Raw genomic sequence first — 22,671 nt, 5'->3', positions numbered from 1 at the left:
TACCTCCACAATTAAGATCTTAGTTTAGCATTAAGATCCTTCTCAATATCTGCGACAATTTTACCAGAAATTTCTGACACTTCAGAATCCTCTAGTGTACGATCAGGTGCCCTAAATACTAATGAAAAGGCTACTGATTTTTTGCCTTCCTCTATATTATCACCTTCATATATATCAAAAACTTTAAAAGATTCTAGCAATTTTTCCCCATGTTTTTTAGAGATTTTTTCAAGTTCTACAGAGTCAATATCCCTATCAATTACAAAAGCGAAATCACGTTTAATTGTTGGAAACTTTGGCATTTCTTTATAAAGATAGTTATCGATTGTGTTTTTAACTATTGTATCAAAATCCAATTCTGCAACATAAACTTTTTTCTTCAATCCATAATTTTTTAAAACATTTGGATGAATTTCACCCATTATACCCAAACAAAAATCATTTAAATAAATTTCAGCACTTCTACCAGGATGTAAGAAAGATTTTGTTACTCTACGGATTTCTAAGTTTTCTATTCCTAAATACCACAGTGATTTTTCGATAGATTCTTTTAAATAATAAAAATCTCCTAAATCATAAAATCCTAAACATAATTTTAAGTTTTCAGAAGGCAATTTATCTCCTGTAGGAATAAAAGTATTTCCTATTTCAAATCCACCAACTTTTTCATTGCCACGAGCATAATTTTTTGCCAGTGACTCAATCATTGAAGGTATCAAAGTTGTACGCATAACCGAATAATCTTCACCTAGAGGATTTAAAATTTTAATTATATTTTTATCATCCTCAATATAATTAGATTTGTTATATGCATTAGGACTTATGAATGAATAGGTCATAAATTCAGAGTATCCAAGTCCAAATAGTATATTTTTAATTTTGTTTTCAACATTTCTAAATTTTGGCTTCTTGCCAACAGTCAAAGTACCAACTAATTTTTTAGGTTCTATATTTTGATAGCCATATATCCTTGCCACTTCTTCAATTAAATCTTCTTCGATATTTAAATCAAGCCTTATTTGAGGTATTTTAGCTATTAAATAATCCTCTTTAATTTCAGTTTCTATTTCTAATCTATTCAATATATTGGAAATTTCTTGAATTGAAAATTCTATACCTATTAATCTATTACATTTTTCTTTTCTTAATTTTATAGTTTTTTCTGTAGTTGTAAAATTATTTGCATCTATATAACCTTCAACTACTTCAGCAATCCCCATTTTTTGTACAAGTTCAGCAACTCTATCTACAGCCTTTTGGGCTAAAGTCTCGGAAATACCTTTTTCAAATCTTGATGATGCTTCGCTTCTTAGCCCAAGTCTTCTAGATGTTTTACGGATGTTTTCTTTATTAAAATTTGCACCTTCAAGTAATACGGTTGTAGTTTTGGAAGTAACTTCAGAATCATATCCCCCCATTACACCGCCAATTGCTATAATTTCGTCTCCATCTGTGATTACTAAATCTTCTGTTGTAAGACTTCTTTTTTCACCATCTAAAGTTTTAGTTGTTTCTCCATCTTTAGCTTGTCTTACTAATACTTTTTTATTATTGATTGAATCAAGATCAAAAGCATGTAAAGGCTGCCCAAGTTCTAACATTACGAAGTTAGTTAAGTCAACAATGTTTGAAATCGGACGGATTCCTGCCTGCATTAAATAAGATTGTAACCAAATTGGAGACGGCTTAATTTCCAAATTTTTGATTACTCTTGCATAATATCTATTGCAATTTGGAGTGTCAATTTTAATACTTTCGATGTAATCATTTATATTATCTGCTGTACTTTCAATGTTAATATCTTTTACTTTTCGTTTTAAGTCAAATGTGGCAGCAGTTTCAACTGCCATACCTACCATACTTAAGCAATCCGGTCTGTTTGGAGTTATTTCGAGTTCAAGCACTTCATCATTCATATTGAGAGATTCGAAAAAGTCACTACCCAGCTCTACTTCTTCTGGGAATATAAAAATTCCATCCTTTGACTCTTTAGGTACTACTGATGAACTAAATCCAAGTTCTTCTAGTGAACATAACATGCCGTTAGACAGAACGCCACGGAGTTTTCCTTTTTTTATAGTTTTACCGCCATATATTTTTGCACCATCAACTGCTACTGGGACTATCGCGCCTTCAAAAACATTAGGAGCTCCGGTTACTATTTGTAAGTTTTTATTGCCTATATTTACATCACATATAACTAATTTATCAGCATCTGGATGCTTATTTATTTTTTCAATTCTACCAACTATTATTTTTTCAATCCCAGATTTATTATCAATAATTGATTCTACATGTGAGCCCGAATTTGAAAGTCCATCAGCTAACTCTTTAATATCTATATCAAAATCTATATAATCTCTTAACCATTTTATAGGTAATAACATGAGTTCCTCCTTAAAACTGTTCTAAAAATTTCTTATTATTGTCAAACATCATTCTAATATCTTTTATTTGGTATCTTACCATTGCAATCCTATCAATTCCCATACCAAAAGCAAAGCCTGAATATTTTTCTGGATCGATGCCACAATTTCTTAAAACATTAGGATGAACCATTCCGCCGCCCAATAATTCCATACTCCAACCTGTTCCAGAACAACTTGAACATCCCTTGCCACCACAGTTAGGGCAAGTTGTATCAACTTCTAGACTTGGTTCAGTAAATGGAAAATAGTGAGGTCTAAATCTAGTTTTCATATCTTCACCAAAAAATGTTTTGACGAAATAATTTAAAGTTTCAATTAAATTTGCTAATGAAATATTTTCATCTACAACAAGCCCCTCTAACTGATGAAACATTGGCGAGTGAGTTGCATCAACTTCGTCAGATCTGAAAACTCTTCCAGAGCAAACCATTCTTATAGGTGCACCATATTCTTTCATAGCTCTAATTTGAACTGGTGATGTTTGTGATCTAAGTATTGTATTTTTGTCAAAATAAAATGTATCTGACATATCACGAGAAGGATGGTCTTTTGGAGCATTTAAAAGATCGAAGTTGTTTTCAACAGTTTCTATTTCCGGACCATCGTAAACTGTAAAACCCATATGTGTGAATAAATCTTCCAAATCTTCTAAAGTCTTTTTTAATGGATGTCTATGCCCCAAAATTAAATTATCTGTCTTTAAAGTTACATCAATTCTTTCATTTAATAATTTTTTATCAAGAAGGATTTTATTGACTTCACTTTTTTTGTTCTCAATTAGATTTTCTATCTCTTCCCTAACCTCATTTGCAAGGGAACCCATAGCTGGTCTTTCTTCTGGAGAAATATCTCTCATTCCTTTTAGAATTGCAGTTATTTCGCCTTTTTTTCCTAAATATTTTACTCTTAAATCATCTATTTCTTTAATAGTATTAGCATCTTTTATAAGATTTTTAAAATCATTTCTAATACCAAATAACTTTTCTTTCATCGTAACCTCCAAATCATATTATTACAATTATAACATAACTTCAAGCATTACGCTCAGTCTTAATCTCATTTTTTAAACGTTTGTTACTTATTTATGTTAAAATTTTCAAATTAAAAAGGAGGGTTTTCCCTCCCATATATTTTAATTAAAAATCATAACATCATCTGTTAAGTTATTCTCCAAAGAATTATTATTGTTAGTAATTTCTTTATTATTTTGAATTCCATTTTCTACATTTTGCATTTCTTTATTTGCATTATTATTGTGATTATTTATCTCAGGTGATGTTTGTTTATTATGTTGTAAATTATTATCTACTTCTACATTTGAGTTTTCTTGTTCTATAATATTTTTATTTTCTTTTTTTGAAATAATTTCAATTTCACGATCTTTCGCATCATAATTTACTATCATGTTCAATGATTCAGCTATAAACCTAACTGGTACAAAAGTTCGATCACTTGAAATAATAGCTGGTTGATCTATTGCTATTTCTTTACCATTGACAGTCATAGTGTTGGAATTAATTGGTAATTTTATCGAATCTTTACCACTACTTATTAAAACCACTCTATTCTCATCATCCCAATCTACTTTACCACCCATAGCTTCTACAATAAATCTCACTGGTACTAAAGTCCTTGAATTTTTAATGAATGGTTTAGAATCAAGTTTTAATGCCTTCCCATTAACACTATAATTCGAACTACCGACTTGCATTTTTATTATCTTAGAATCTTTATCATATAGTTTAATTTCTGAAGTTTTATTTCCCACATTTGCTACAATTTTAGGGTTATCACCAACAGAATTAATTTTTATTTTAAAAGTATTCGTATCTATTGTTGCATCCATATCTACGAAATCATACTTGACAACACGAGGAGAGATATTAATTTTTCTTCCATCTAATTTCCCTTGAACTTTAACAGTTAAAGCATCACCTGGTTTTATTCTACTATTGTCAGTTGAAGCAAATATTTCTTGATAAGCATTTATGTCTTTTATATTAATTTGTTTTTCAAAAGATTCTTGTTTGTCTGTTTTTATATTTAAAGTATAAGTTCCTGGAGTAAGTGCCAAATAGCTTCTACCATTTAATATATTTTTACCACCAGAGTTTTCGCTTAGTGAATAGTTTCTACCAGAAATGTCAATTGGATTTAAAAATTCATCCCATGCTGATTTTAATTTAAATTCAGTTTGTTCACCAACAACTAAATCTGTATTTCCATCAATCTTGCCATTTATGATAACGCCAGTATTTTTAGTAGTATTAAAAACTCCAAGTCCATTTACTACTGCTCTTTCACCTGAGTTTCTCTCCGGATTTATTACCCTTGTCCTCTTAACATCTCCCAGTTCTCTTACCACCATAGCTGTAGAACCACCACCATCAAGATTCATAGCTTTAAAAGATCCTAAATCCAACATGAATTTAGATAATTCTTTTAGACTAGCACCTTGCGATCTTTTTGTTCTACCTTCAACTGAGGTAATATAAACTGTCTTGCCGTCCTTAGATATACCTACTGCCGTTCTTGCTCTAGTACCCCCAATAGAATTTACATCTTTAGTATATTCTTTGATAGTTCCATTTTCTACTAACAATGCATGTCCACCAACCATCATTTTCCAATTTCTATTAGGTTCAATATTTGTAGAAATATTTAATTTATCTCCAACTTTTATATTGTCTCTTACAAATCTTTCAGATCCACCACTTACCTGCAGAACTTTTTTACCTTCTGCAATCTTTGTGTCAATATTCTTTCTAAATACAATTTTCTCTACTATATTATCTTTTGATAGTAAAACTTCTCCTGCAGTTTTATCTCCTCTAGATTTAGATGACCAGAAAGAATCATACATCTGTATTTTTGACTCGTGAGAATATTCCTTAGAAGGTTGATACCAATAAGATGCTTTATTTAAACCAGCTATTGGATATGAATTCCCATTTGGTGCCGTTACTTTACCGATGAATTTTGTCATATCTATAAAAGCCGTATTATTTGTGTCTATTCCAAAAGACCAAATATCTGTAAGAACTGCCGGCGAAGACTTCATATCTCCATCTATAATCGAAGCTCCTAGAGGTACTCCTTGTAATTGCATGGAGAAGAAATCTCCATTAACCATTGCAACAGCATTTGTTCTATCTGCCATTTGTGTAACTGTCCCTTTGTTGGTATATGTTCCTTTACCCGCCACTGTATTAATTTTTATATGAGGATTATTTAAATCCACTTTTATTACATTTGCTACTGCTTTTCTTGAACCATTTTTGATTTCATACTTGTATCTAACTACACCGGGTGCAACCTCTTCTTGATAAAGAAGTTTGTTTTCTGCAAATACATTCGTTGTAATTAAAACAAATAAGACAAGTGAAATTAATAAATACCTTTTAATCTTGTAAACCATTTTATCACCCTTTTTATTTGATTACATAGATAAGTATAAAGCAATTAGAATGCTAAAACAAAGCTTTTTGCTAACTTGTAATCAAATCTTAATTAACATTTGTTTAAAAGGTAAATTTATCTAGTAATGATTTGAGATAATTTTAAATCAACTTATTACATTTGCTTGTCTACATATATTTTTAAAAAAATACTACTATAATAAAATTCTATTTGAGATAAGTCTAATTTTAAAAATTTTATATTAGTATAAAAAAAGAAATGCTATTAAGCATTTCTATAATAGATTATTTAGGTTTTGCGAAAATCATCTTACCAGCGGATGTCTGTAAAGCACTTGTTACGATTACATCAATAGAATTACCAATTAAATTTTTTCCATTTTCCACTACAATCATAGTACCGTCATCTAAATAAGCTAACCCCTGATTAAATTCTTTACCTTCTTTCACAATATGAATGTGCATCTCTTCTCCAGGAAGATAAGGAGGTTTTACTGCATTTGCTAAAGCATTAATATTGAGAACGTTAAGATTTTGAACAGTGGCAACTTTATTCAAATTAAAGTCATTAGTAACGATTTTACCATTGATATCATTTGTTAGTTTTAATAATTTAGAATCAACCTCTGGTATATTTGCGTACTTTCCTTCAAAGATGATAACCTGAATATTCTTAAGTTCTTGAATTTCAGCAATTGTATCTAGACCACGTCTTCCCCTGTTTCTTTTAAGTGCTTCTGATGAATCTGCAATATGCTGTAATTCTTCTAAAACAAACACAGGAACAACCAACGGTCCTTCCAAAAAACCACTTTTGACTATGTCTAAAATTCTTCCGTCAATTATAACAGAAGTATCTAAAACTTTAGGAATGCCATCATATTCTTTTGCTTTATCTTTATTCTTAGATACTTTTTTAGTATTATTAGACAAAACAAGTTTAAATTTTTCAGATATGGCGTCCTTATTTGACATTCCTATTCTCAAGCCTAAAAAACCAAACATTCCATATAATACTATTGAAATAACAGCACCCATATATGGAATAGGTATCTTATAAATCGGCTGTGAAATTAAAAATGCAATTATAAAACCGATTATCAAACCAACAGCGCCCAGTAAAACTTCGGATAAAGGTCTTGTTTGAATCTCAGTTTCCCATACATTCAAAAGATCTTCTAAAGCTCCTAGAACTTTAGGTGACAATAAATAAAATATAAATGCAAATAATAATATAATAGCAACGGATATAATTGTCACAATCTTCTGATTAGTTATAGCAGTAAATGGTTCAAAATCATCTAAAAAACTTACTATAACTGTACCGGCAATTGCACCTATTAAAGTAAATAAAACTTTAAATATAGTGGACACAACTTTTCGGTTCTTACTAATAAAAATCACTCCTAACTTAAGGCTTCATCAATTAACTTACTAACCTCACTTACTTCTTTCTCATAAACTAATGCCATCTCTGAGGCTATAATTTGTCTAGCTTCAGTTAATATTTTTCTTTCTCCAGTAGATAAAGATTTTTTTTGATCTAGATTTTCTAGACATTTAATTACTTCTGCAATTTCTATCAAATCTCCAGATTTAATCTTTTCAAAATTATGCCTATATCTCCTGTTCCAGTTTTTGGGAACTTTTACTTCATCACGAGATGAAAGTTCTTTAAGTACTGCATCCATTTCATCAACTGTTGTAATTTCTCTAACCCCAACTTCAAGGGCCGTTTTAACAGGGACCATAACCTTCAACTGATTGATAGGCAGTTTCAAGATATAATATTTGTGAATATTACCTAAAATTTCTCTCTCTTCGATTGCTACTATTGTACCTGCACCATGCATTGGGTAAACGACTTTATCACCAATTTCAAACATATATTACCTCCTAGTATCCCATTACTAGTATATCAAATGTATTAGTGAAAGTAAACATAATAATATACCACAGAACTAAAGATATTGCAAAGGTTATTTTTATAAAAAAAGAAATTTTTATGCAGATAATATTATAAATAAAATATCTTAATATAATATAATTATCCAAATACTTTATTAATTAAATCAGAAATATGTGATATTTTTAATAATTTTAAATTTTGGAAATTTTCTTCTTTAATATTTGAATATTGTGAAATATATGCTTTCTTGTATCCCATTCTTTCTGCTTCTTTTAATCTTATCTCTAAACTTGGAACATTCTTTAATTCACCTGTTAGACCTACATCAGCTATAAACACAGTATCGTTATCAACAGGTTTATCAAAAACAGAAGATACTATAGATACCATTACAGATAAATTGGAAGCCTGTTCCTTTAACTTTATGCCTCCAGTTGTCTTTACGACAATATTTTTATCCATAAACTTTATTCCAGCTCGTTCTTCCAATATTGAAACCAGTGTATTTAAATGTTCACGTCTAATACATTCTGAAATTCTTGATGGATATGGTAAAAAAGACTGTGAAGTAAGAGCCTCTGTCTCAAGAATAATTGGCCTTGTACCTTCTCTAATAACAGATAATGAGGAACCAGGAACATTTCTACTAGCTTCTCTTTTTGTCATAAAATACTCTGAAGGATTGTCTATAGATAGCATACCCTTTTCTGTCATAGTAAAAAATCCTATTTCACCGGTGGAGCCATATCTGTTTTTAGTAGTCAGTAATGAACGCAAATCTTCTGATGAATCTCCATCAATCAAAAGAACTGTATCAACTAAATGTTCTAAACTTCTAACTCCCGCAAGTTCGTCTTGTTTTGTCATTTGTCCAATTAAAAATACCATTCGTGGACGATTTATATCTTTTGCAACTTCAGTCATTTTATATGCACATTCCATAGTCTGTGTTGGAGTTCCTGGTCTTTGAGAAAATTCATCTAGAGTAAAAGTTTGTATTGAATCAATTATTATAAAATCCGGATCGATTTTTTCTATCTGATCTATTACGGAATTTAAAGATGTAGTAGAATACACCCAAATATTATTTGAGAATGTTTTTAAAATACGATTTGCTCTCATTTTAATCTGAGTTTCAGACTCTTCTCCCGAAGCATACAAAATTCTAAATCCTTTGTTAGCTAAACTATAAGATACCTGCATTAATAAAGTTGATTTACCAGAGCCTGGTTTGGCTGTAAGAATACTTACAGAGTCACGGACTATGCCTCCGCCCATGACTCTGTCAAATTCTTCTATACCAGTTAATACTCTTTCATCTCTAGATACTTTAATTTCTTGTAAGTTCAAAGCTTTATTATTTTTTTTATTAATACTTTTAGTTGTGCTTTTCTTTTCTTCTATAACTTCTTCTAAAGAATTCCAAGTAGCACAATTTGGACATTTGCCTAAATAACCATGAGATATATATCCGCATTTTTTACACTGATATACTGTCTTTTGTTTCATCTTTATTATTATCCTCTTTAATCTTTTTTATATCTATTTTATTATATTTAACATCAATAGAGATATTATCACCAGATTTAATTTTACCTTCAAGATAGTAGTCGGCAATCTTATCCTCAACTAATTTTCTTATTGTCCTTGCAAGGGGTCTTGCTCCGTATACTTTATCATATCCCTTTTCGACAATATAATTTTTAAGTTTATTAGTATATTTTGCAGTTATTTCCATATCAGATAATCTTTCGTCAACTTCTCTTAGCAAATTGTTGACTATATCTTTAACACGTTCTTTTTCAAGTGGTTTAAATACGACTATATCATCAACTCTATTTAAGAATTCTGGTCTAAATCTATCTTTTAAAGCTTGATTTATAATATCTTTCATATTTTCATACTCATTTTGTCTTTCTGATTCCTCAGAAGTTGTAAAACCGAGTACAGAATTTTTTGCCAATAAGTTAGCTCCTACATTAGAAGTCATAATTATAACAGTATCTTTAAAATTGACGGTCCTTCCTTGTGAATCTGTAAGTCTACCTTCATCAAGAATTTGTAGCAAAACATTGAATACGTCAGGATGTCCCTTTTCTATTTCATCAAATAGAATTACAGAGTAAGGATTTGTTCTAACAAGATCAGTCAATTGTCCACCTTCATCAAATCCAACATATCCTGGAGGAGAACCAATTAATTTAGATACAGAATGTTTTTCCATATATTCAGACATATCTAATCTAATTAGATTGTCATCACGTCCGAATAAGTTTTTGGCTAAATTTTTTGCCAAGAATGTCTTACCTACACCTGTAGGGCCAACAAATATAAAGGAACCTATTGGTTTATTAGGATCTTTTAGACCAATTCTTGCTCTTTTGACTGCTTTTGATAAGGTCAACACAGCCTCGTCTTGTCCTTTTACTTCTTTCACTAAATTGGTATCTAATAATCTAAGTTTTTCAGTTTCCTCTTCAGTCATTTCTGTTACAGGAATCTTTGCCCAATCAGAAACTATTTGTGCTATATGTTCGGGTGTTACTTCTTTTTTAGATTCTTCTTCTTCAAATTTTTCTAACTCTTCTTGATAATCTTGTTCAATTTTCTTTTGTTCATCTCTTAAACTTGCAGCAAGCTCATAATCTTGATTTTTTACTGCCTCGTTCTTTTTGCTCTCAATATTAGAAAGAGCATTTTTATATTTTTCCTCAAATTCAGGAACTTTATAAGATTCAATTTTTAATTTAGAACTAGCTTCGTCTATCAAGTCAATGGCTTTATCTGGTAAAAATCTATCATTTAAATATCTATCAGAATATTTAACTGCTGCTTCTACAGTTTCATCACTAATTATAACTTTATGATGAGCTTCATACTTGTCTTTCAAACCCTTCAAAATATTTATTGAATCTTCTATTGAAGGTTCATCAATGGTTATTGGCATAAGTCTTCTTTCAAAAGCTGGGTCTTTTTCTATATGCTTTCTATATTCTTCAATAGTTGTTGCTCCAATAATTTGAATAGTCTTTCTTGTAAGCATCGGTTTTAATATATTTGATGCATCTAGAGAGCCTTCCGCTGCGCCGGCACCAATTATCACATGCATTTCGTCAATGAATAAAATAATATTTTTATTTTGAGATGCTTCTGTTGTAATATTTTTTAGTCTTTCTTCAAAATCTCCACGGTATTTAGAACCAGCAACAATTGATGAAACGTCTAAATTTAAAATAATTTTATCTTTCATTATTTCTGGCACATTACCATTTACTATTTCTAAAGCTAATCCCTCTGCGATAGCTGTCTTTCCTACACCCGGTTCTCCTATTAACACAGGATTGTTTTTTGTTCTACGAGATAAAACTTGTATTACTCTTTTAATCTCTTCTTTTCTTCCTATAACCGGATCAATTTTTCCTTGTTCAGCTTGTTCGTTAAGATTAATTGTGTATTTATCTAAAGCTTCGGTTGAAGCACCAATAGATTCTCCATCTTCTTCATATTCATCCAAATTATTTAAAATATCATTTTCTAGATTATCTATATCAATACCTAATCTTCTAAGAACTAAAATTGCAACTCCTTGACCTTCTCTTAAAATACCTAAAAGCAAATGTTCGGTAGATACACTAACTTCACCAACTTCTCTAGAAATTTCAAAAGCAAGCTCAAATATTCTTTTTGTTCTAGGTGTATAAGCTATAGAATTCATTACAGGTCCTTGGCCCTTTGCAACTATATCCATTACAGCTTCTTTGGCTTTTTTATAGTCAATTTCTAATTTTGATAAAATATGGGCACCAGTATCTGTTCCTTCTCTGATAATACCTAAAAGTAAATGTTCCGAACCTATATACGAATGTTTCTGTTCTCTTGCCTCTTGTTGAGCGAATAAAATAGCCTTTTGTGACTTTTCGCTAAATCTTCCAAACATACTCATCTAAAAAACCTCCCTCATGAGCGCCCTAGATTTATTTGCTCGCAATATATCGCGAGATTTAATATCTAGTATTGCTCCTCTCTCAAGTTGCAGATGTCCATTTCTTAATTTCATTACCTCATCAAAAAAATCAATTTTTTTATTAGTTTTTAAAATTGACAATTCACTGCCGAGTTTAATATTACTCATGGACTGCATCATCTCATCTTCTGATAATATCCTAGCACTTGATAATGTTCCATAGCTTCTATTGACGAGATCTTCAAGTACAATTATATTATCCAAATACAATTTTTTTCTGTTTTCCATCTCTATATCTGAAATTTCTCGTGTTATCAGTTTTAGTTTATTGATATAATTTTTTTCTTCATCCCCAAAAGTTGATTCAAAAGAAAGACTAAACACACTGCCAGAACTTTTTCCCATACCTGCTTGATAAGGTGCAAGAGTGTATCCAAGTCTCATTAAACCTGTAGATATTTCATCAATACCAAAATAATTAAGTGCAGGTAAATGCATTATTACCAGAGGTCTAAGACCAGTGCCAGTATTTAAAACTCTTGAATTTAAATATCCAAATTTTGGATCAAAAGAAAAGTTTAATTTTTCTTCTAACTCAGATTCAACTTTATATACATCTTCAAAAAGCTCATCTAAAGATTTAGTCCTAGAGAATTCTTTAATCTCAATATGCTCAATAGAATTAACTATAACATCGGGCATATTATCTTTAGTAAAAAAACCCTTATTATCATTGTTTAAAAAACTGCTATTTAATTTTCCTTTTTCTACATATTCTAATTTTTTTAAAGATGAAATATTATCTAAATCCACTTCAATAAATCCTATTGAATTTAAAGCATCAGCAATTTTTTCATATACTTTTTTAGATTCTTCATCTTCAGTTTTTATATTAAAATTATGTCCGTCAAGGTTTCTATATAATTTAATTTTATTGCCAATTATAATATCAGACATTTTTTTCTTCCTTCAATTCATTTATTTTATCTCTAAATTGAGCTGCTTTTTCATACTCTTCCATACTTACCGCAATATCTAGTTTAGATTTTAGTTCACTAATTTTTCTATTTAATACCAAGTATTCATCCGCGTTCTTTGGAATTTTTCCTTTGTATCCATCTTTTAAATTTAAGGCCCTCAAATATTTGTCGAATTCATACTCGAAAGTTTTGTAACAGTGGGGACATCCTAAAATACCAGTATTCTTAAATTCAGTAAATGTTCTATTGCAATATTCACAAACAATATCCTCATCCTCGTGATAATAAGGACCTAACTTTAATATACCCCTTAATACATCTTCTATTTTTGGCATTATATCTTGATAAGTTGCAAAGTCCATTTTAAATTTTTTCTCTGCACATATCTCACACAAATGAACCTCTTCTACTTTATTTTCATTTATTTTGGTGTAGGAAATTACCGATTCTCTTTCGTTACAAATATCACACAACATAATACTTCCTCCTCAACTGAACACCACAAGTAGCATATTCTTTAGCAAATTTGCTCTTAGCTCATTTCTATTTACACTTTCTCCCAAAGCCCTGTCTGATAATGCTACCTTTATCAATTCTAATTCTCTTTTAGTAACCTTATCAATTCTAAAAAGTTCTCTCAACAAATCATCTGATTTATCTTTAGTTATAGACTCTCCAATATATTCATTAAATAATTCTAAAGTTTCCATTTCATCTTCTAGCTGCACTTTAACTATGCGAATATATCCACCGCCACCTCTACGTGACTCAACATAATACCCTTTAAAAGGAGTGAATCTAGTTGTTAAAACATAATTAATTTGTGAAGGAGCACAATTAAAATAATCAGAAATTTGTGAGCGTTGAATTTCTAAAGAACCACCAGCTTCAAATAATAATTGATTTATAAACTCCTCTATAGAATTTGAAAGTTTTGCCATATTCTCATTCCTTTGACCATCTTTGTCTTTTTAAATATAAGATATGTAATTTGACTATCTTTTACACTCATTTTAATACAAATCTATTAATTTGTAAAGATATATGGACTATCTCTAATTTATAACTTAATCTATTGATACCTAATATGAGAAAAATTAATCATAACTAATAATCCATGTCACTTAAATTCTTACTAAAATGATTTTTTAAAATATTTTTTGTCTTATCTATATTTGTTTCTCTGATACTTTCTAGCATTTGATAATGTTCTTTGACATGAATATCTCTATATTCTTTTTTATTATATACAGATGTAAGAACAAAAAGATTCATTAAATTGTCGAATTCTTGTATAAGAAATTTATTATTTGTTGCTAACACAAATTGTCTATCAAAATCTGTAGACAGTCTTACAAATTGATAGTCAAAAAGTTCATTTTTATCTTTATCTTTTTTATAATTAGCTAAAGAATTTTCTAGCATATTTTCTAATAATTTAAATTTGTCTTCCCTTTTTATGTAATCCAGTGCTCCAAGAATTAAAATTAAAATTGTTTGATTTAAATCTATAATTTCTTTTTCATTTAGATTTACAACTTTATATTTATAATTATCAGAAACATCAACAAGCCCATCTGAAACTAAAGCTGAAAGTGCCTCTCTAACGGGAGTATTGCTTACAGATAATTCACGAGTTAGCTCTTGAATGTTTAAATACTCTCCAATTTTATATTCTTTATTTAGAATTTTATTTTTTATTCCATCATATACTTGTTCTCTCAAACTAAATCTTTTAATGTCCATTATTTGTCCCTCTCAACATTTTAAATAAAGAATACACTGAAAATAAATCTTTTTCAATTTTAAAGATTATTAAAAAAAGAGTTGGATTTTTTAATCCAACTCAAAAATATTATTTATTTTCTTCCGCTCTTTTTGAAATTATTTCTTCTGCTATATTTGCTGGAACTTCCTCGTATCTAACATATTCCATATTAAATGTTCCTCTACCTTGTGTCATTGAACGTAAATCGATAGAATAACTAAATAGTTCAGCTTGAGGAGCTTCGGCTATTAAAACTTGTGTGCCATCGCTCTTTTGATCCATCCCTAAAATTCTTCCACGTCTTTTGTTCATATCCCCCATAACATCGCCTAAATAGGCTTCTGGAATTAGAACTTCAACTTTCATTATAGGCTCAAGTAATACTGGATCTGCTTCTTGCATACCTTTTTTAAAAGCTAAAGAGGCTGCGATTTTAAAACTCATTTCATTAGAGTCAACATCATGATAACTTCCATCATAAAGTACAGCTTTAAAATTAGTAACAGGATATCCTGCCAATACACCTTTTTCTTTAGATTCAACTATACCTTTCTCTACTGCTGGGAAATAGTTTTTAGGTACTGAACCGCCAAATACTTCTTCATCAAATTCAAATTCTTTATCTGATGGTTCAAATCTCATCCAGACATCACCATATTGACCTGCACCACCAGATTGTTTTTTGTGTTTACCCTGAACTTGAGAAGTTTTTCTTATTGTTTCTCTATAAGGAATTATAAAAGGAACTATATTGACTTCAACACCATACATGTTCTTTAATTTTTCTAAAATTACATCTAATTGAACACTGCCTTGTCCACCGATTGTCAGTTGTTTAGTTTCCGCATTCCTTTCAATTACAAATGAAGGATCTTCGTCTTTAATTTTCTTTAATGATTGAGAAAGTTTTTCTTCATCGCCTTTTGTTTTTGGTTCTATTGCATAGTATAGTACCGGTGAAGCCTGCTTAATTTTCTTGTACAAAACTTTATGTTCTTTATCACATAAAGTATCACCAGTTATGGTATTTAGGAGTTTAGCTGTTGCCCCAATATCGCCAGCATGTATTTCGTCAACCTCCATTTGCTCTTTACCTCTCATTACATATAATCCCGTAAGTTTTTCTGTAACATCGGCATTTACATTATATAGAGTTGTATTTTTATTAATAATACCTGATAAAACTTTAAATATAGATATCTTTCCTAAGAATGGATCTGAAATTGTTTTAAAAACAACTGCCGCAAAATTTTCATCAGCAGATACTTTTCTTTCTTCTCCTTCTTTAAATCTAAATCCTTGATGTGCTCTCTCATCAGATGGTGACGGCATATAGTTAATTATAGTATTAAGTAATATGTCTATACCAATTCCTTTTTCACCACTTCCAACTAATAAAGGAACTGCATCCCCTTCTAATAAGGCCGTTGTCACACCTCGAAGTAAATCTTCTCTAGTAAATTTTTCACCGGCAAAATATTTTTCCATTAAAACTTCATCTGAACCTGCAACAACTTCTGCTATTTCTTCATACATTCTTTCAGTAGCTTTAACTTGATCGTGATTAAGTTCAGCTTCTTGAGGAGCAGAGTTTACATATTTATATCCTTTTTGAAAAATTACATCAGTAACTCCAACAAAGTTTTCGCCTTCACCTATAGGAACTGAAAAAGGAATAACTTTTTTACCGAAAGATTCTTCTAAATCTTCCATTAATTTTCTAAAGTTTACATTTTCACCATCAATTTTATTAATAAATATTATTCTAGGAAGACCAATTTCTTCTGTATATCTCCAGGCTCTTTCTGTTCCAACTTCAATCCCTTTTGTTGCATCAATAACAAGAAGAGCCGCTTCACTTGCTCTAAGAGCTCCATGAGCTTCACCCACAAAGTCAAGAAATCCAGGAGTATCTATAATATTAACTTTATAATTTCTCCATTCAATGGGAACAATTGCTGTTCCAATGGAAGTTCCTCTTTCCTTTTCTTCTTTACTGAAATCTGAAACTGTATTTTTATCAGAAACATTGCCTAATTTCTTAGTTGCTCCACTTTGGAAAAGCATTGCCTCTGTTAAATTTGTTTTACCTGAACCAGAATGCCCAACTAGGGCAAGATTTCTTACTTGCGTTGTCTTATAAACTTTCATAGTTTTTGCCTCCTAACAATATGTAAATTTTGAAATCGTTTGTATCATTATAACATAAATATTTTTATTTGAAAACACTATAAAAATATCAATTTAGTGTATTGAATAATAGAATTTATTATAATGATTTAATTTTTATAGAAAATGGAGTATACTAATTATATAGAAAATTAGCGAGGTTAAAGATGAATTTTAATTTTTTAAAAAAGAATTTAAGTTATTTTTTAATATTATTATTGCTGGTATTTATTGGATATCAAGTATATTCTCCAAATGATGAATATGATAAAGAACTACTCAGTATAGATACTTCTGACGAAAAATCATTTTCACAAAATAATGACATTGAAAGTGATAATTTAGAAATAAATTCAAATAGTGAAAATCAGGCTCAAGAATTATTTGTTCATGTTTCAGGAGCTGTTAAAAATCCAGGCCTATACAAATTGAGCCTGGGTTCACGTGTAGCTGATGCAATTGAACTAGCTGGAGGAGCCCTAGAAAACGCGAATTTAGATGTTATAAATTTAGCCAAAAAATTAAATGATGAAGAAAAAATATATTTACCTTTACTTGGAGAGGACTTACCACCGGCTGTAGCTACAAACTCATCTAATATCAATTCTTCAAATTTACCAAAGATTAATCTAAATACTGCTGACCATAAAGAACTTACACAGATACCTGGTGTTGGTGAAAAAACTGCTGATAAAATTATTGAATACAGGGCAAATTCTCCTTTTAACACAATTGACGATTTAAAAAGAGTTGATGGCATAGGCGACAAAAAGTTTGAGAGTATGAGAGACTTTGTAACTACATAATTAGTCTTAAATCTATTTTAAATAATATTTACTACCAAAATCTATTTGTAAAGCTTTATGACAAATAGGTTTAATTCTCAACAGATTCTAGTATTTAATATAATCTTAATTAATCAAATTCAAATTAAAATAAGTCTGTTTAAACTTAATACAGTTTTAGACAGACTTTTTTTAATTTATTTGATAATATATGAATTTTTTGTTAAACATTCATAAAATTTTAACACAATCTAAATCTTAATTTTTATATTACAAAATTTCCATTTTCAAAAATTTGTATCTCTTCACCATTGTGCTTTATGCCAACTATATTAGTAGTATTATCCCCTATCATAAAATCAACATGACTTAAAGAATCATTCAAACCAATTTCTTTAAGCTCTTCAATTGACATATTTTCTCCATCCTTTACACAGCTAGGATAAGCCTTACCTAATGCTAAATGACATGAAGCATTTTCATCATACAAAGTATTAAAAAATAAAATTTTTCTCATAGATATGGGAGTATTGTATGAAACTAAAGCAACTTCACCAAGTCTTTTAGAGCCTTCATCAGTATCTAGAATATTTTGCAAATATTCTTTACCTGTTTTTGCATCAAAATCTACTACTTTTCCCTCTTCAAATTTCAGATAAAAATCATCAATTATATTGCCATTATAGTTTAAAGGTAAAGTATTGTAAACTATACCATTAACCCCTTCCCTATGTGGTGCAGAAAACACTTCTTCACTTGGCATATTAGCAATAAATTCCTCTCCGGATGAATTTGTGTCAACCGAGCCTGCAAATATATAATTATCAGGCAACTCAACTTCTAGATTTGTTCCTTTAGCAGAAGTATATTTTAATTTTTTGAATTTGCTTTCATTTAAAAAATTAGCATATCGGCTTAAATTTGCAACATGTTTTTCTAATGCCGATTCAGGATTATCCTCAAATAATCTTACAGTATTAAAAATTTCGTACCAAAGTTTTTTAATTGCATCTTTTTCTTCAAGATCAGGAAATACCTTAGTGGCCCAAGGTCCAATAGAAGCTCCAACCACACACCAAGATGTAAAATTCGCCATCATTTTGTCACTAAATTCCCTTAATGCTTTTGAATTTGCAATTCCCGATTGCAATAATTTATTTGGATCAATTCCTTTATAAGCATCAGGGTCTCCACCTGTTATTGATAGATATTTAGCTTTTTTATTTATATAGTAGTTTTCTTTGTCAACTTTATGTTTAGGTATATCCGTCAACACTTCTAAAGTTTCATGCTTAAATTTTAACTTTGAAATCTCTGTGTCTCTATAGTCAACTACAACTTCTTTTGCTCCAAGATTATAAGCTATATCTGTAAGGATTCGAGCAAAATCAAAAGCCTCAATTGGAACTCGAATAATAAGAATATCTCCATCCTTTATCTTAAGTCCAATCTTTAAAATAAGTTCTGCATATTTACCTAAGTAATCATTGACATTAAATTCTTTCAGGTCCATTTTATCACTCTCCATATTTTTAAAATTTTTGTTTGAAATTTATCAAAAATATTATTAGACTCATAATATGATATTTCTTTATATAAAAAACACTATATCGTTAGCTAAAATTATATTAAATCACTCTTTTTGATTAAACTTCACAACTATTTTATTTTAGTATAACATAAAAATACTATACGCAATTAGGTTAAATATTACTAAATTTTTTTTGAAATACTGTTATAGAGAATAAGAAACTACTTAAATTTTAACTTTTATAACTAAAGTTTTATTTTAAATTAACAATAAATAGGTATTGAAGTTATCTATTATTTTCTCTGTAAATAAGTATAAGATATAAAATAATTAATTATTCAACGAAATACTTTACAAATACTATAAGATTTAGTATAATACATGCGGCTTATAAATTATCGCGGCGAAAATTTATAGGAGAATGATAATATGGCAAAAATGATGGATCCAAAGTTCAAGCAATCTAGAAGACTTGGACTAAATGTTTGCGGTCACCCTAAGGCAATGAAAAGAGCGACTAGAGGTACCGCTAGAAGCGATAAAAAACTTACTGAATATGGTAAGCAATTGTTAGAAAAACAAAGATTGAGAGCTTATTACGGCGTTCTTGAAAGACAATTCGTAAATCTATTTAAAGAAGCTCAAAGAACTCCAGGACAAACAGGTCCTAATCTAGTTACTTTCCTTGAAAGACGTCTAGATAACCTATGTTACAGAATGGGTTTTGCTTCTTCAATTAGACAAGCAAGACAAATGGTAAGCCACGGTCACTTAACTGTTAATGGAAAGAAAATTAATATTCCATCTTACAGATGTGAACCAGGCGATGTGATTGAATTATCAGCTAAAGGTAAAAAAGTTGATATGTTTAAAGAAAACTACAACACTAATGTTGTTGTTAGCTATCCTTACATTTCTAAAGATGAAAACTTTAAAGCAACTTTAGCATCTATTCCTAATAGAGAAGATATACCTATAGAAATTGATGACCAATTAATCGTTGAGTTTTACTCAAAGAATATGTAATAAAAAGGGCCTTAGTGGCCTTTTTTATTTGCCTAAAATTTTAAAAAAAGGGTATAATATTATAGGTGATAAAAATGGACGATAATATTGAATATGTAAAACTTACAACATCAACAAATAAATTGATTTTTGATGAAATATGTGCTTTTTTGGAAGACAACCAAATACCTTATTTTGTAAAAGATGATGGAGATTATATGAGGATAGTTTCAGGTTTTTCTATTTATGAAAAGGGAATTTATGTTTCTGAGAAAGATTTTGATAGAGCAAATGAACTACTGGTATATTTCATGAAAGATAATGACACCACTGATGGTCTCTATTTTGATTAAAAATTAAATTAAAAAAGCATTGGATAACAGCTTTTAGCTACATATTATCCAATGCTTTTTTATTAAATAAGACCAATTATATTTTGTACACCTAAGCTCATAACTGTGACACATACCCAGCAGACAAAGCCAAGAATTAAAGACTTGCCACCAGTTTTTATTAATTTTACAATATCTGTAGATAGGCCGATAGCCATCATTGCCATTGTAATAAAAAACTTAGACAAAACCTTTGTGAAATGAATAAAGCTATTTGGTATTGGCAATACAGTTGCTAAAATAGAAAAAATAACAAAGAATAAAATAAAATTTGGCACTAATTTAAATATACTTAAGTTCTTTGAGCTATTATTTTTTCTATTTTCATAAATAGATAATACTATTGAAATTGGAATAATAGCAAGTGTTCGAGTTAATTTAACTACAGTTGCCATCTCTAAAGTATTTGCACTATGTATTGCATCCCAAGAAGCTGCGGCAGCAGTAACTGATGAAGTGTCGTTAACAGCAGTTCCTGCAAAAATAGCAAATCCTTCATTAGTTAAATTTAATAAATCTCCTAAAGTTGGAAATATTATAGCGGCTGCAACATTAAATAAAAATATAGTCGATATAGACTTAGCTATTGTTTCATCATCTGCATCTATTATAGGAGCAGTAGCTGCAATTGCCGAACCACCACAAATGGAAGATCCAACACCGATTAAAATAGCATTTTTCCTATCCATTTTTAGAATCTTAGACATAACAAAAGCAGAAATCAAAGCTATGGAAATTGTAAATACAATTACTGGCAAGCTATCATAGCCACTTTTAACTACTTGATTAATATTCATTGAATATCCCAATAGAATTACTGCCAATTGTAAAATTTTCTTACTTGTAAATTTAATCCCAGGATTAAATTCATTTTTAACAAATTTTTTTAAAAGCATACCCATTAAAATAGCTATTACTGGTCCACCTATTACAGGAAAAATTTTACCCAAGAAATAGCAAGGTATTGCTAATATAAAACATAAAATAATGCCTTTTATTTTCACTTTTTCCCCCTCAAATACTAATATTTTAGTTTCGTAATGCAAGACTTATTCAATAAATTAGAAAGCCAAGCATTTTATAAAAATCACAATTTATATTATAAGTTTTTTTGTAAATAATTACAAATTTCATATATTGCCAGTATTTATTAATAATAGCTTTAACATAAATATATTTAATACTGAAATTGACAAAAAAAGACACATTTTAAAATCAATAAAATGTATCTTTAATGTATCAATAATATTTTTCATTAATATAATGATCGATAATAGATGTCTTCATCTCATCATCAAAAATTTTCTCGTTTTTTAATACTTTCAAAAGCCATGGTGCCTTTGAGTGAAATATTGCTTCTTTTTTATCTTTTAATACTATTTCGTATAATTCATTTCTCAGTGCTTTTGATTCGCATTTAATAAAATAAGCTGCTGTATTTTCAAAATTTTGTATTTTAAGGATAGAGAGTACCGATCTGTCCTTAAGATGATAATATTTATTTGTAAGATTCAAATAATATCCATAATATCTAGAGTGCTTTTTGGTATTTCTTACTTCAATTGCCAGAGTACGATAATATTTCGCCATTACATTGTAATACTGATAATTATACATTCCCTTTTCATATGAATCCACTTTAATATAGGCCCTAGCATTTTTAAGAGCAAAATAATCAAAATTTTTTTGTAAAAACTCTCTCTTAGTTAAATCGCCATTTGTATATTGCATTATTAAAAAAGATCTGTGTTCAAAAAAATCTTCAAAAAGACTCTTTTTTCTAACGTAATTCAAAGTTTATCAAGTCAAACTGAGAATGACTGGTACTACCATAGCTATAACTAAGATAATAGCAATAATTCTTGTAATCAATTTTTTATCCACAATCTCACCTATTCGTTTGTAACCTCTAAACAATGCTCAGAAAGCGTTTCAGGCATGTCTGTTTTTAAATAATCAACATTAATAAATATTTCTTTATTTTCAGCATCAGGAATTTTTGAAATTCTATTAAACAGATATTCTAAATCCTCTATATTTAGAGGTAGTACTTTGTATATTCCATCAATATAAATCTTGTGTAGATCATAATCCATAGCAAGAAGCCCGCAAATAAATCCATAAAAACTATTAATTGAATTTAATCTATAATCAGTAGCATTAATAAGTCGCACGTTATAATCCAAACTAAATATATGGTCATCATCAACTTCAACAAATGCTATATTTCCATCTCCGCTTTTCATGTCTTCATTTGCGTTGTCAATAAGCCATTTTGTTTTTCCAGATCCTTTGCTTCCTAAAATATACTTTATCATTG

The 22,671-nt window shown here is 29.5% G+C and carries 19 protein-coding genes; 3 read left to right on the top strand and 16 right to left on the bottom strand.

Annotated features, from left to right (window positions below; all coding sequences use genetic code 11):
* Positions 1–11: 11 nt before the first annotated feature.
* The 12 genes from pheT to fusA all read right to left on the bottom strand — a co-directional run bounded on the left by pheT (position 12) and on the right by fusA (position 16,620).
* Positions 12–2,387, bottom strand: a complete 2,376-nt coding sequence (gene pheT, locus ABID14_RS05835; RefSeq protein ID WP_354368092.1) for a phenylalanine--tRNA ligase subunit beta — start codon at positions 2,385–2,387, stop codon at positions 12–14.
* A 10-nt stretch (positions 2,388–2,397) separates the two neighbouring features.
* Positions 2,398–3,420: a phenylalanine--tRNA ligase subunit alpha gene (gene pheS, locus ABID14_RS05830; RefSeq protein ID WP_354368090.1), complete on the bottom strand. Its 1,023-nt coding sequence runs from the start codon at positions 3,418–3,420 to the stop codon at positions 2,398–2,400.
* Positions 3,421–3,561: 141 nt separating this feature from the next.
* Entirely contained in the window at positions 3,562–5,847 is a 2,286-nt protein-coding gene (locus ABID14_RS05825) for a stalk domain-containing protein (protein WP_354368088.1), read from the bottom strand.
* A gap of 286 nt (positions 5,848–6,133) precedes the next feature.
* Positions 6,134–7,222, bottom strand: a complete 1,089-nt coding sequence (locus ABID14_RS05820) for a PIN/TRAM domain-containing protein (protein ID WP_354368110.1) — start codon at positions 7,220–7,222, stop codon at positions 6,134–6,136.
* A 32-nt stretch (positions 7,223–7,254) separates the two neighbouring features.
* Positions 7,255–7,734, bottom strand: a complete 480-nt coding sequence (locus tag ABID14_RS05815; protein WP_354368087.1) for a CarD family transcriptional regulator — start codon at positions 7,732–7,734, stop codon at positions 7,255–7,257.
* A gap of 161 nt (positions 7,735–7,895) precedes the next feature.
* The gene (radA, locus tag ABID14_RS05810) at positions 7,896–9,266 is read right to left on the bottom strand and encodes a DNA repair protein RadA (RefSeq protein WP_354368085.1); all 1,371 of its coding nucleotides are present in this window, start codon (positions 9,264–9,266) and stop codon (positions 7,896–7,898) included.
* Positions 9,238–11,700, bottom strand: a complete 2,463-nt coding sequence (locus ABID14_RS05805) for an ATP-dependent Clp protease ATP-binding subunit (RefSeq protein ID WP_354368083.1) — start codon at positions 11,698–11,700, stop codon at positions 9,238–9,240. Before ABID14_RS05805 ends, radA begins: the two co-directional genes overlap by 29 nt.
* Positions 11,701–12,678, bottom strand: a complete 978-nt coding sequence (locus ABID14_RS05800) for an ATP--guanido phosphotransferase (RefSeq protein WP_354368081.1) — start codon at positions 12,676–12,678, stop codon at positions 11,701–11,703. It lies immediately after the preceding gene.
* On the bottom strand, positions 12,671–13,177 hold the full coding sequence (locus ABID14_RS05795; RefSeq protein ID WP_354368079.1) for a UvrB/UvrC motif-containing protein: 507 nt from the start codon (positions 13,175–13,177) through the stop codon (positions 12,671–12,673). Before ABID14_RS05795 ends, ABID14_RS05800 begins: the two co-directional genes overlap by 8 nt.
* 12 nt (positions 13,178–13,189) lie before the next feature.
* A complete protein-coding gene (locus tag ABID14_RS05790; RefSeq protein ID WP_354368077.1) occupies positions 13,190–13,642 on the bottom strand; it encodes a CtsR family transcriptional regulator in 453 nt (150 codons plus the stop codon).
* Between the two features lie 166 nt (positions 13,643–13,808).
* Complete coding sequence (locus ABID14_RS05785) at positions 13,809–14,447, bottom strand: GntR family transcriptional regulator (protein WP_354368075.1); 639 nt, start codon at positions 14,445–14,447, stop codon at positions 13,809–13,811.
* A gap of 109 nt (positions 14,448–14,556) precedes the next feature.
* Positions 14,557–16,620, bottom strand: coding sequence for an elongation factor G (gene fusA / locus ABID14_RS05780; RefSeq protein WP_354368073.1), 2,064 nt, complete (start codon positions 16,618–16,620; stop codon positions 14,557–14,559).
* A 185-nt stretch (positions 16,621–16,805) separates the two neighbouring features.
* On the opposite strand from fusA, the gene ABID14_RS05775 reads away from it, so the two are divergent.
* On the top strand, positions 16,806–17,444 hold the full coding sequence (locus tag ABID14_RS05775) for a helix-hairpin-helix domain-containing protein (RefSeq protein WP_354368071.1): 639 nt from the start codon (positions 16,806–16,808) through the stop codon (positions 17,442–17,444).
* Positions 17,445–17,688: 244 nt separating this feature from the next.
* Here ABID14_RS05775 and ABID14_RS05770 read toward each other — a convergent pair whose 3' ends face one another.
* Positions 17,689–18,936: an aminopeptidase gene (locus ABID14_RS05770; RefSeq protein ID WP_354368069.1), complete on the bottom strand. Its 1,248-nt coding sequence runs from the start codon at positions 18,934–18,936 to the stop codon at positions 17,689–17,691.
* A gap of 447 nt (positions 18,937–19,383) precedes the next feature.
* On the opposite strand from ABID14_RS05770, the gene rpsD reads away from it, so the two are divergent.
* On the top strand, positions 19,384–19,980 hold the full coding sequence (gene rpsD / locus ABID14_RS05765; RefSeq protein WP_354368067.1) for a 30S ribosomal protein S4: 597 nt from the start codon (positions 19,384–19,386) through the stop codon (positions 19,978–19,980).
* A gap of 74 nt (positions 19,981–20,054) precedes the next feature.
* Complete coding sequence (locus ABID14_RS05760; RefSeq protein WP_354368065.1) at positions 20,055–20,312, top strand: putative signal transducing protein; 258 nt, start codon at positions 20,055–20,057, stop codon at positions 20,310–20,312.
* A gap of 62 nt (positions 20,313–20,374) precedes the next feature.
* Here ABID14_RS05760 and ABID14_RS05755 read toward each other — a convergent pair whose 3' ends face one another.
* From ABID14_RS05755 to ABID14_RS05745, 3 genes are all read right to left on the bottom strand, one after another.
* The gene (locus tag ABID14_RS05755; RefSeq protein WP_354368063.1) at positions 20,375–21,355 is read right to left on the bottom strand and encodes a YeiH family protein; all 981 of its coding nucleotides are present in this window, start codon (positions 21,353–21,355) and stop codon (positions 20,375–20,377) included.
* Between the two features lie 235 nt (positions 21,356–21,590).
* The gene (locus ABID14_RS05750) at positions 21,591–22,145 is read right to left on the bottom strand and encodes a DUF6648 family protein (protein ID WP_354368061.1); all 555 of its coding nucleotides are present in this window, start codon (positions 22,143–22,145) and stop codon (positions 21,591–21,593) included.
* A 98-nt stretch (positions 22,146–22,243) separates the two neighbouring features.
* Complete coding sequence (locus ABID14_RS05745; protein WP_354368059.1) at positions 22,244–22,669, bottom strand: hypothetical protein; 426 nt, start codon at positions 22,667–22,669, stop codon at positions 22,244–22,246.
* Positions 22,670–22,671: the final 2 nt, after the last annotated feature.

This window comes from Peptoniphilus olsenii (assembly GCF_040545475.1).
Lineage (GTDB): Bacteria > Bacillota > Clostridia > Tissierellales > Peptoniphilaceae > Peptoniphilus_A > Peptoniphilus_A olsenii.
The sequence above is the reverse complement of the archived record's forward strand: the minus strand, read 5'-3'. Positions and strand labels throughout refer to the sequence as shown.

Bases quoted from the DNA above. Each gene is read 5' to 3' on its own strand.
- pheT (WP_354368092.1), bottom strand. From the start codon at position 2,387: ATGTTATTACCTATAAAATGGTTAAGAGATTATATAGATTTTGATATA.
- pheS (WP_354368090.1), bottom strand. From the start codon at position 3,420: ATGAAAGAAAAGTTATTTGGTATTAGAAATGATTTTAAAAATCTTATA.
- ABID14_RS05825 (WP_354368088.1), bottom strand. From the start codon at position 5,847: ATGGTTTACAAGATTAAAAGGTATTTATTAATTTCACTTGTCTTATTT.
- ABID14_RS05815 (WP_354368087.1), bottom strand. From the start codon at position 7,734: ATGTTTGAAATTGGTGATAAAGTCGTTTACCCAATGCATGGTGCAGGT.
- radA (WP_354368085.1), bottom strand. From the start codon at position 9,266: ATGAAACAAAAGACAGTATATCAGTGTAAAAAATGCGGATATATATCT.
- ABID14_RS05805 (WP_354368083.1), bottom strand. From the start codon at position 11,700: ATGAGTATGTTTGGAAGATTTAGCGAAAAGTCACAAAAGGCTATTTTA.
- ABID14_RS05800 (WP_354368081.1), bottom strand. From the start codon at position 12,678: ATGTCTGATATTATAATTGGCAATAAAATTAAATTATATAGAAACCTT.
- ABID14_RS05795 (WP_354368079.1), bottom strand. From the start codon at position 13,177: ATGTTGTGTGATATTTGTAACGAAAGAGAATCGGTAATTTCCTACACC.
- ABID14_RS05790 (WP_354368077.1), bottom strand. From the start codon at position 13,642: ATGGCAAAACTTTCAAATTCTATAGAGGAGTTTATAAATCAATTATTA.
- ABID14_RS05785 (WP_354368075.1), bottom strand. From the start codon at position 14,447: ATGGACATTAAAAGATTTAGTTTGAGAGAACAAGTATATGATGGAATA.
- fusA (WP_354368073.1), bottom strand. From the start codon at position 16,620: ATGAAAGTTTATAAGACAACGCAAGTAAGAAATCTTGCCCTAGTTGGG.
- ABID14_RS05775 (WP_354368071.1), top strand. From the start codon at position 16,806: ATGAATTTTAATTTTTTAAAAAAGAATTTAAGTTATTTTTTAATATTA.
- ABID14_RS05770 (WP_354368069.1), bottom strand. From the start codon at position 18,936: ATGGACCTGAAAGAATTTAATGTCAATGATTACTTAGGTAAATATGCA.
- rpsD (WP_354368067.1), top strand. From the start codon at position 19,384: ATGGCAAAAATGATGGATCCAAAGTTCAAGCAATCTAGAAGACTTGGA.
- ABID14_RS05760 (WP_354368065.1), top strand. From the start codon at position 20,055: ATGGACGATAATATTGAATATGTAAAACTTACAACATCAACAAATAAA.
- ABID14_RS05745 (WP_354368059.1), bottom strand. From the start codon at position 22,669: ATGATAAAGTATATTTTAGGAAGCAAAGGATCTGGAAAAACAAAATGG.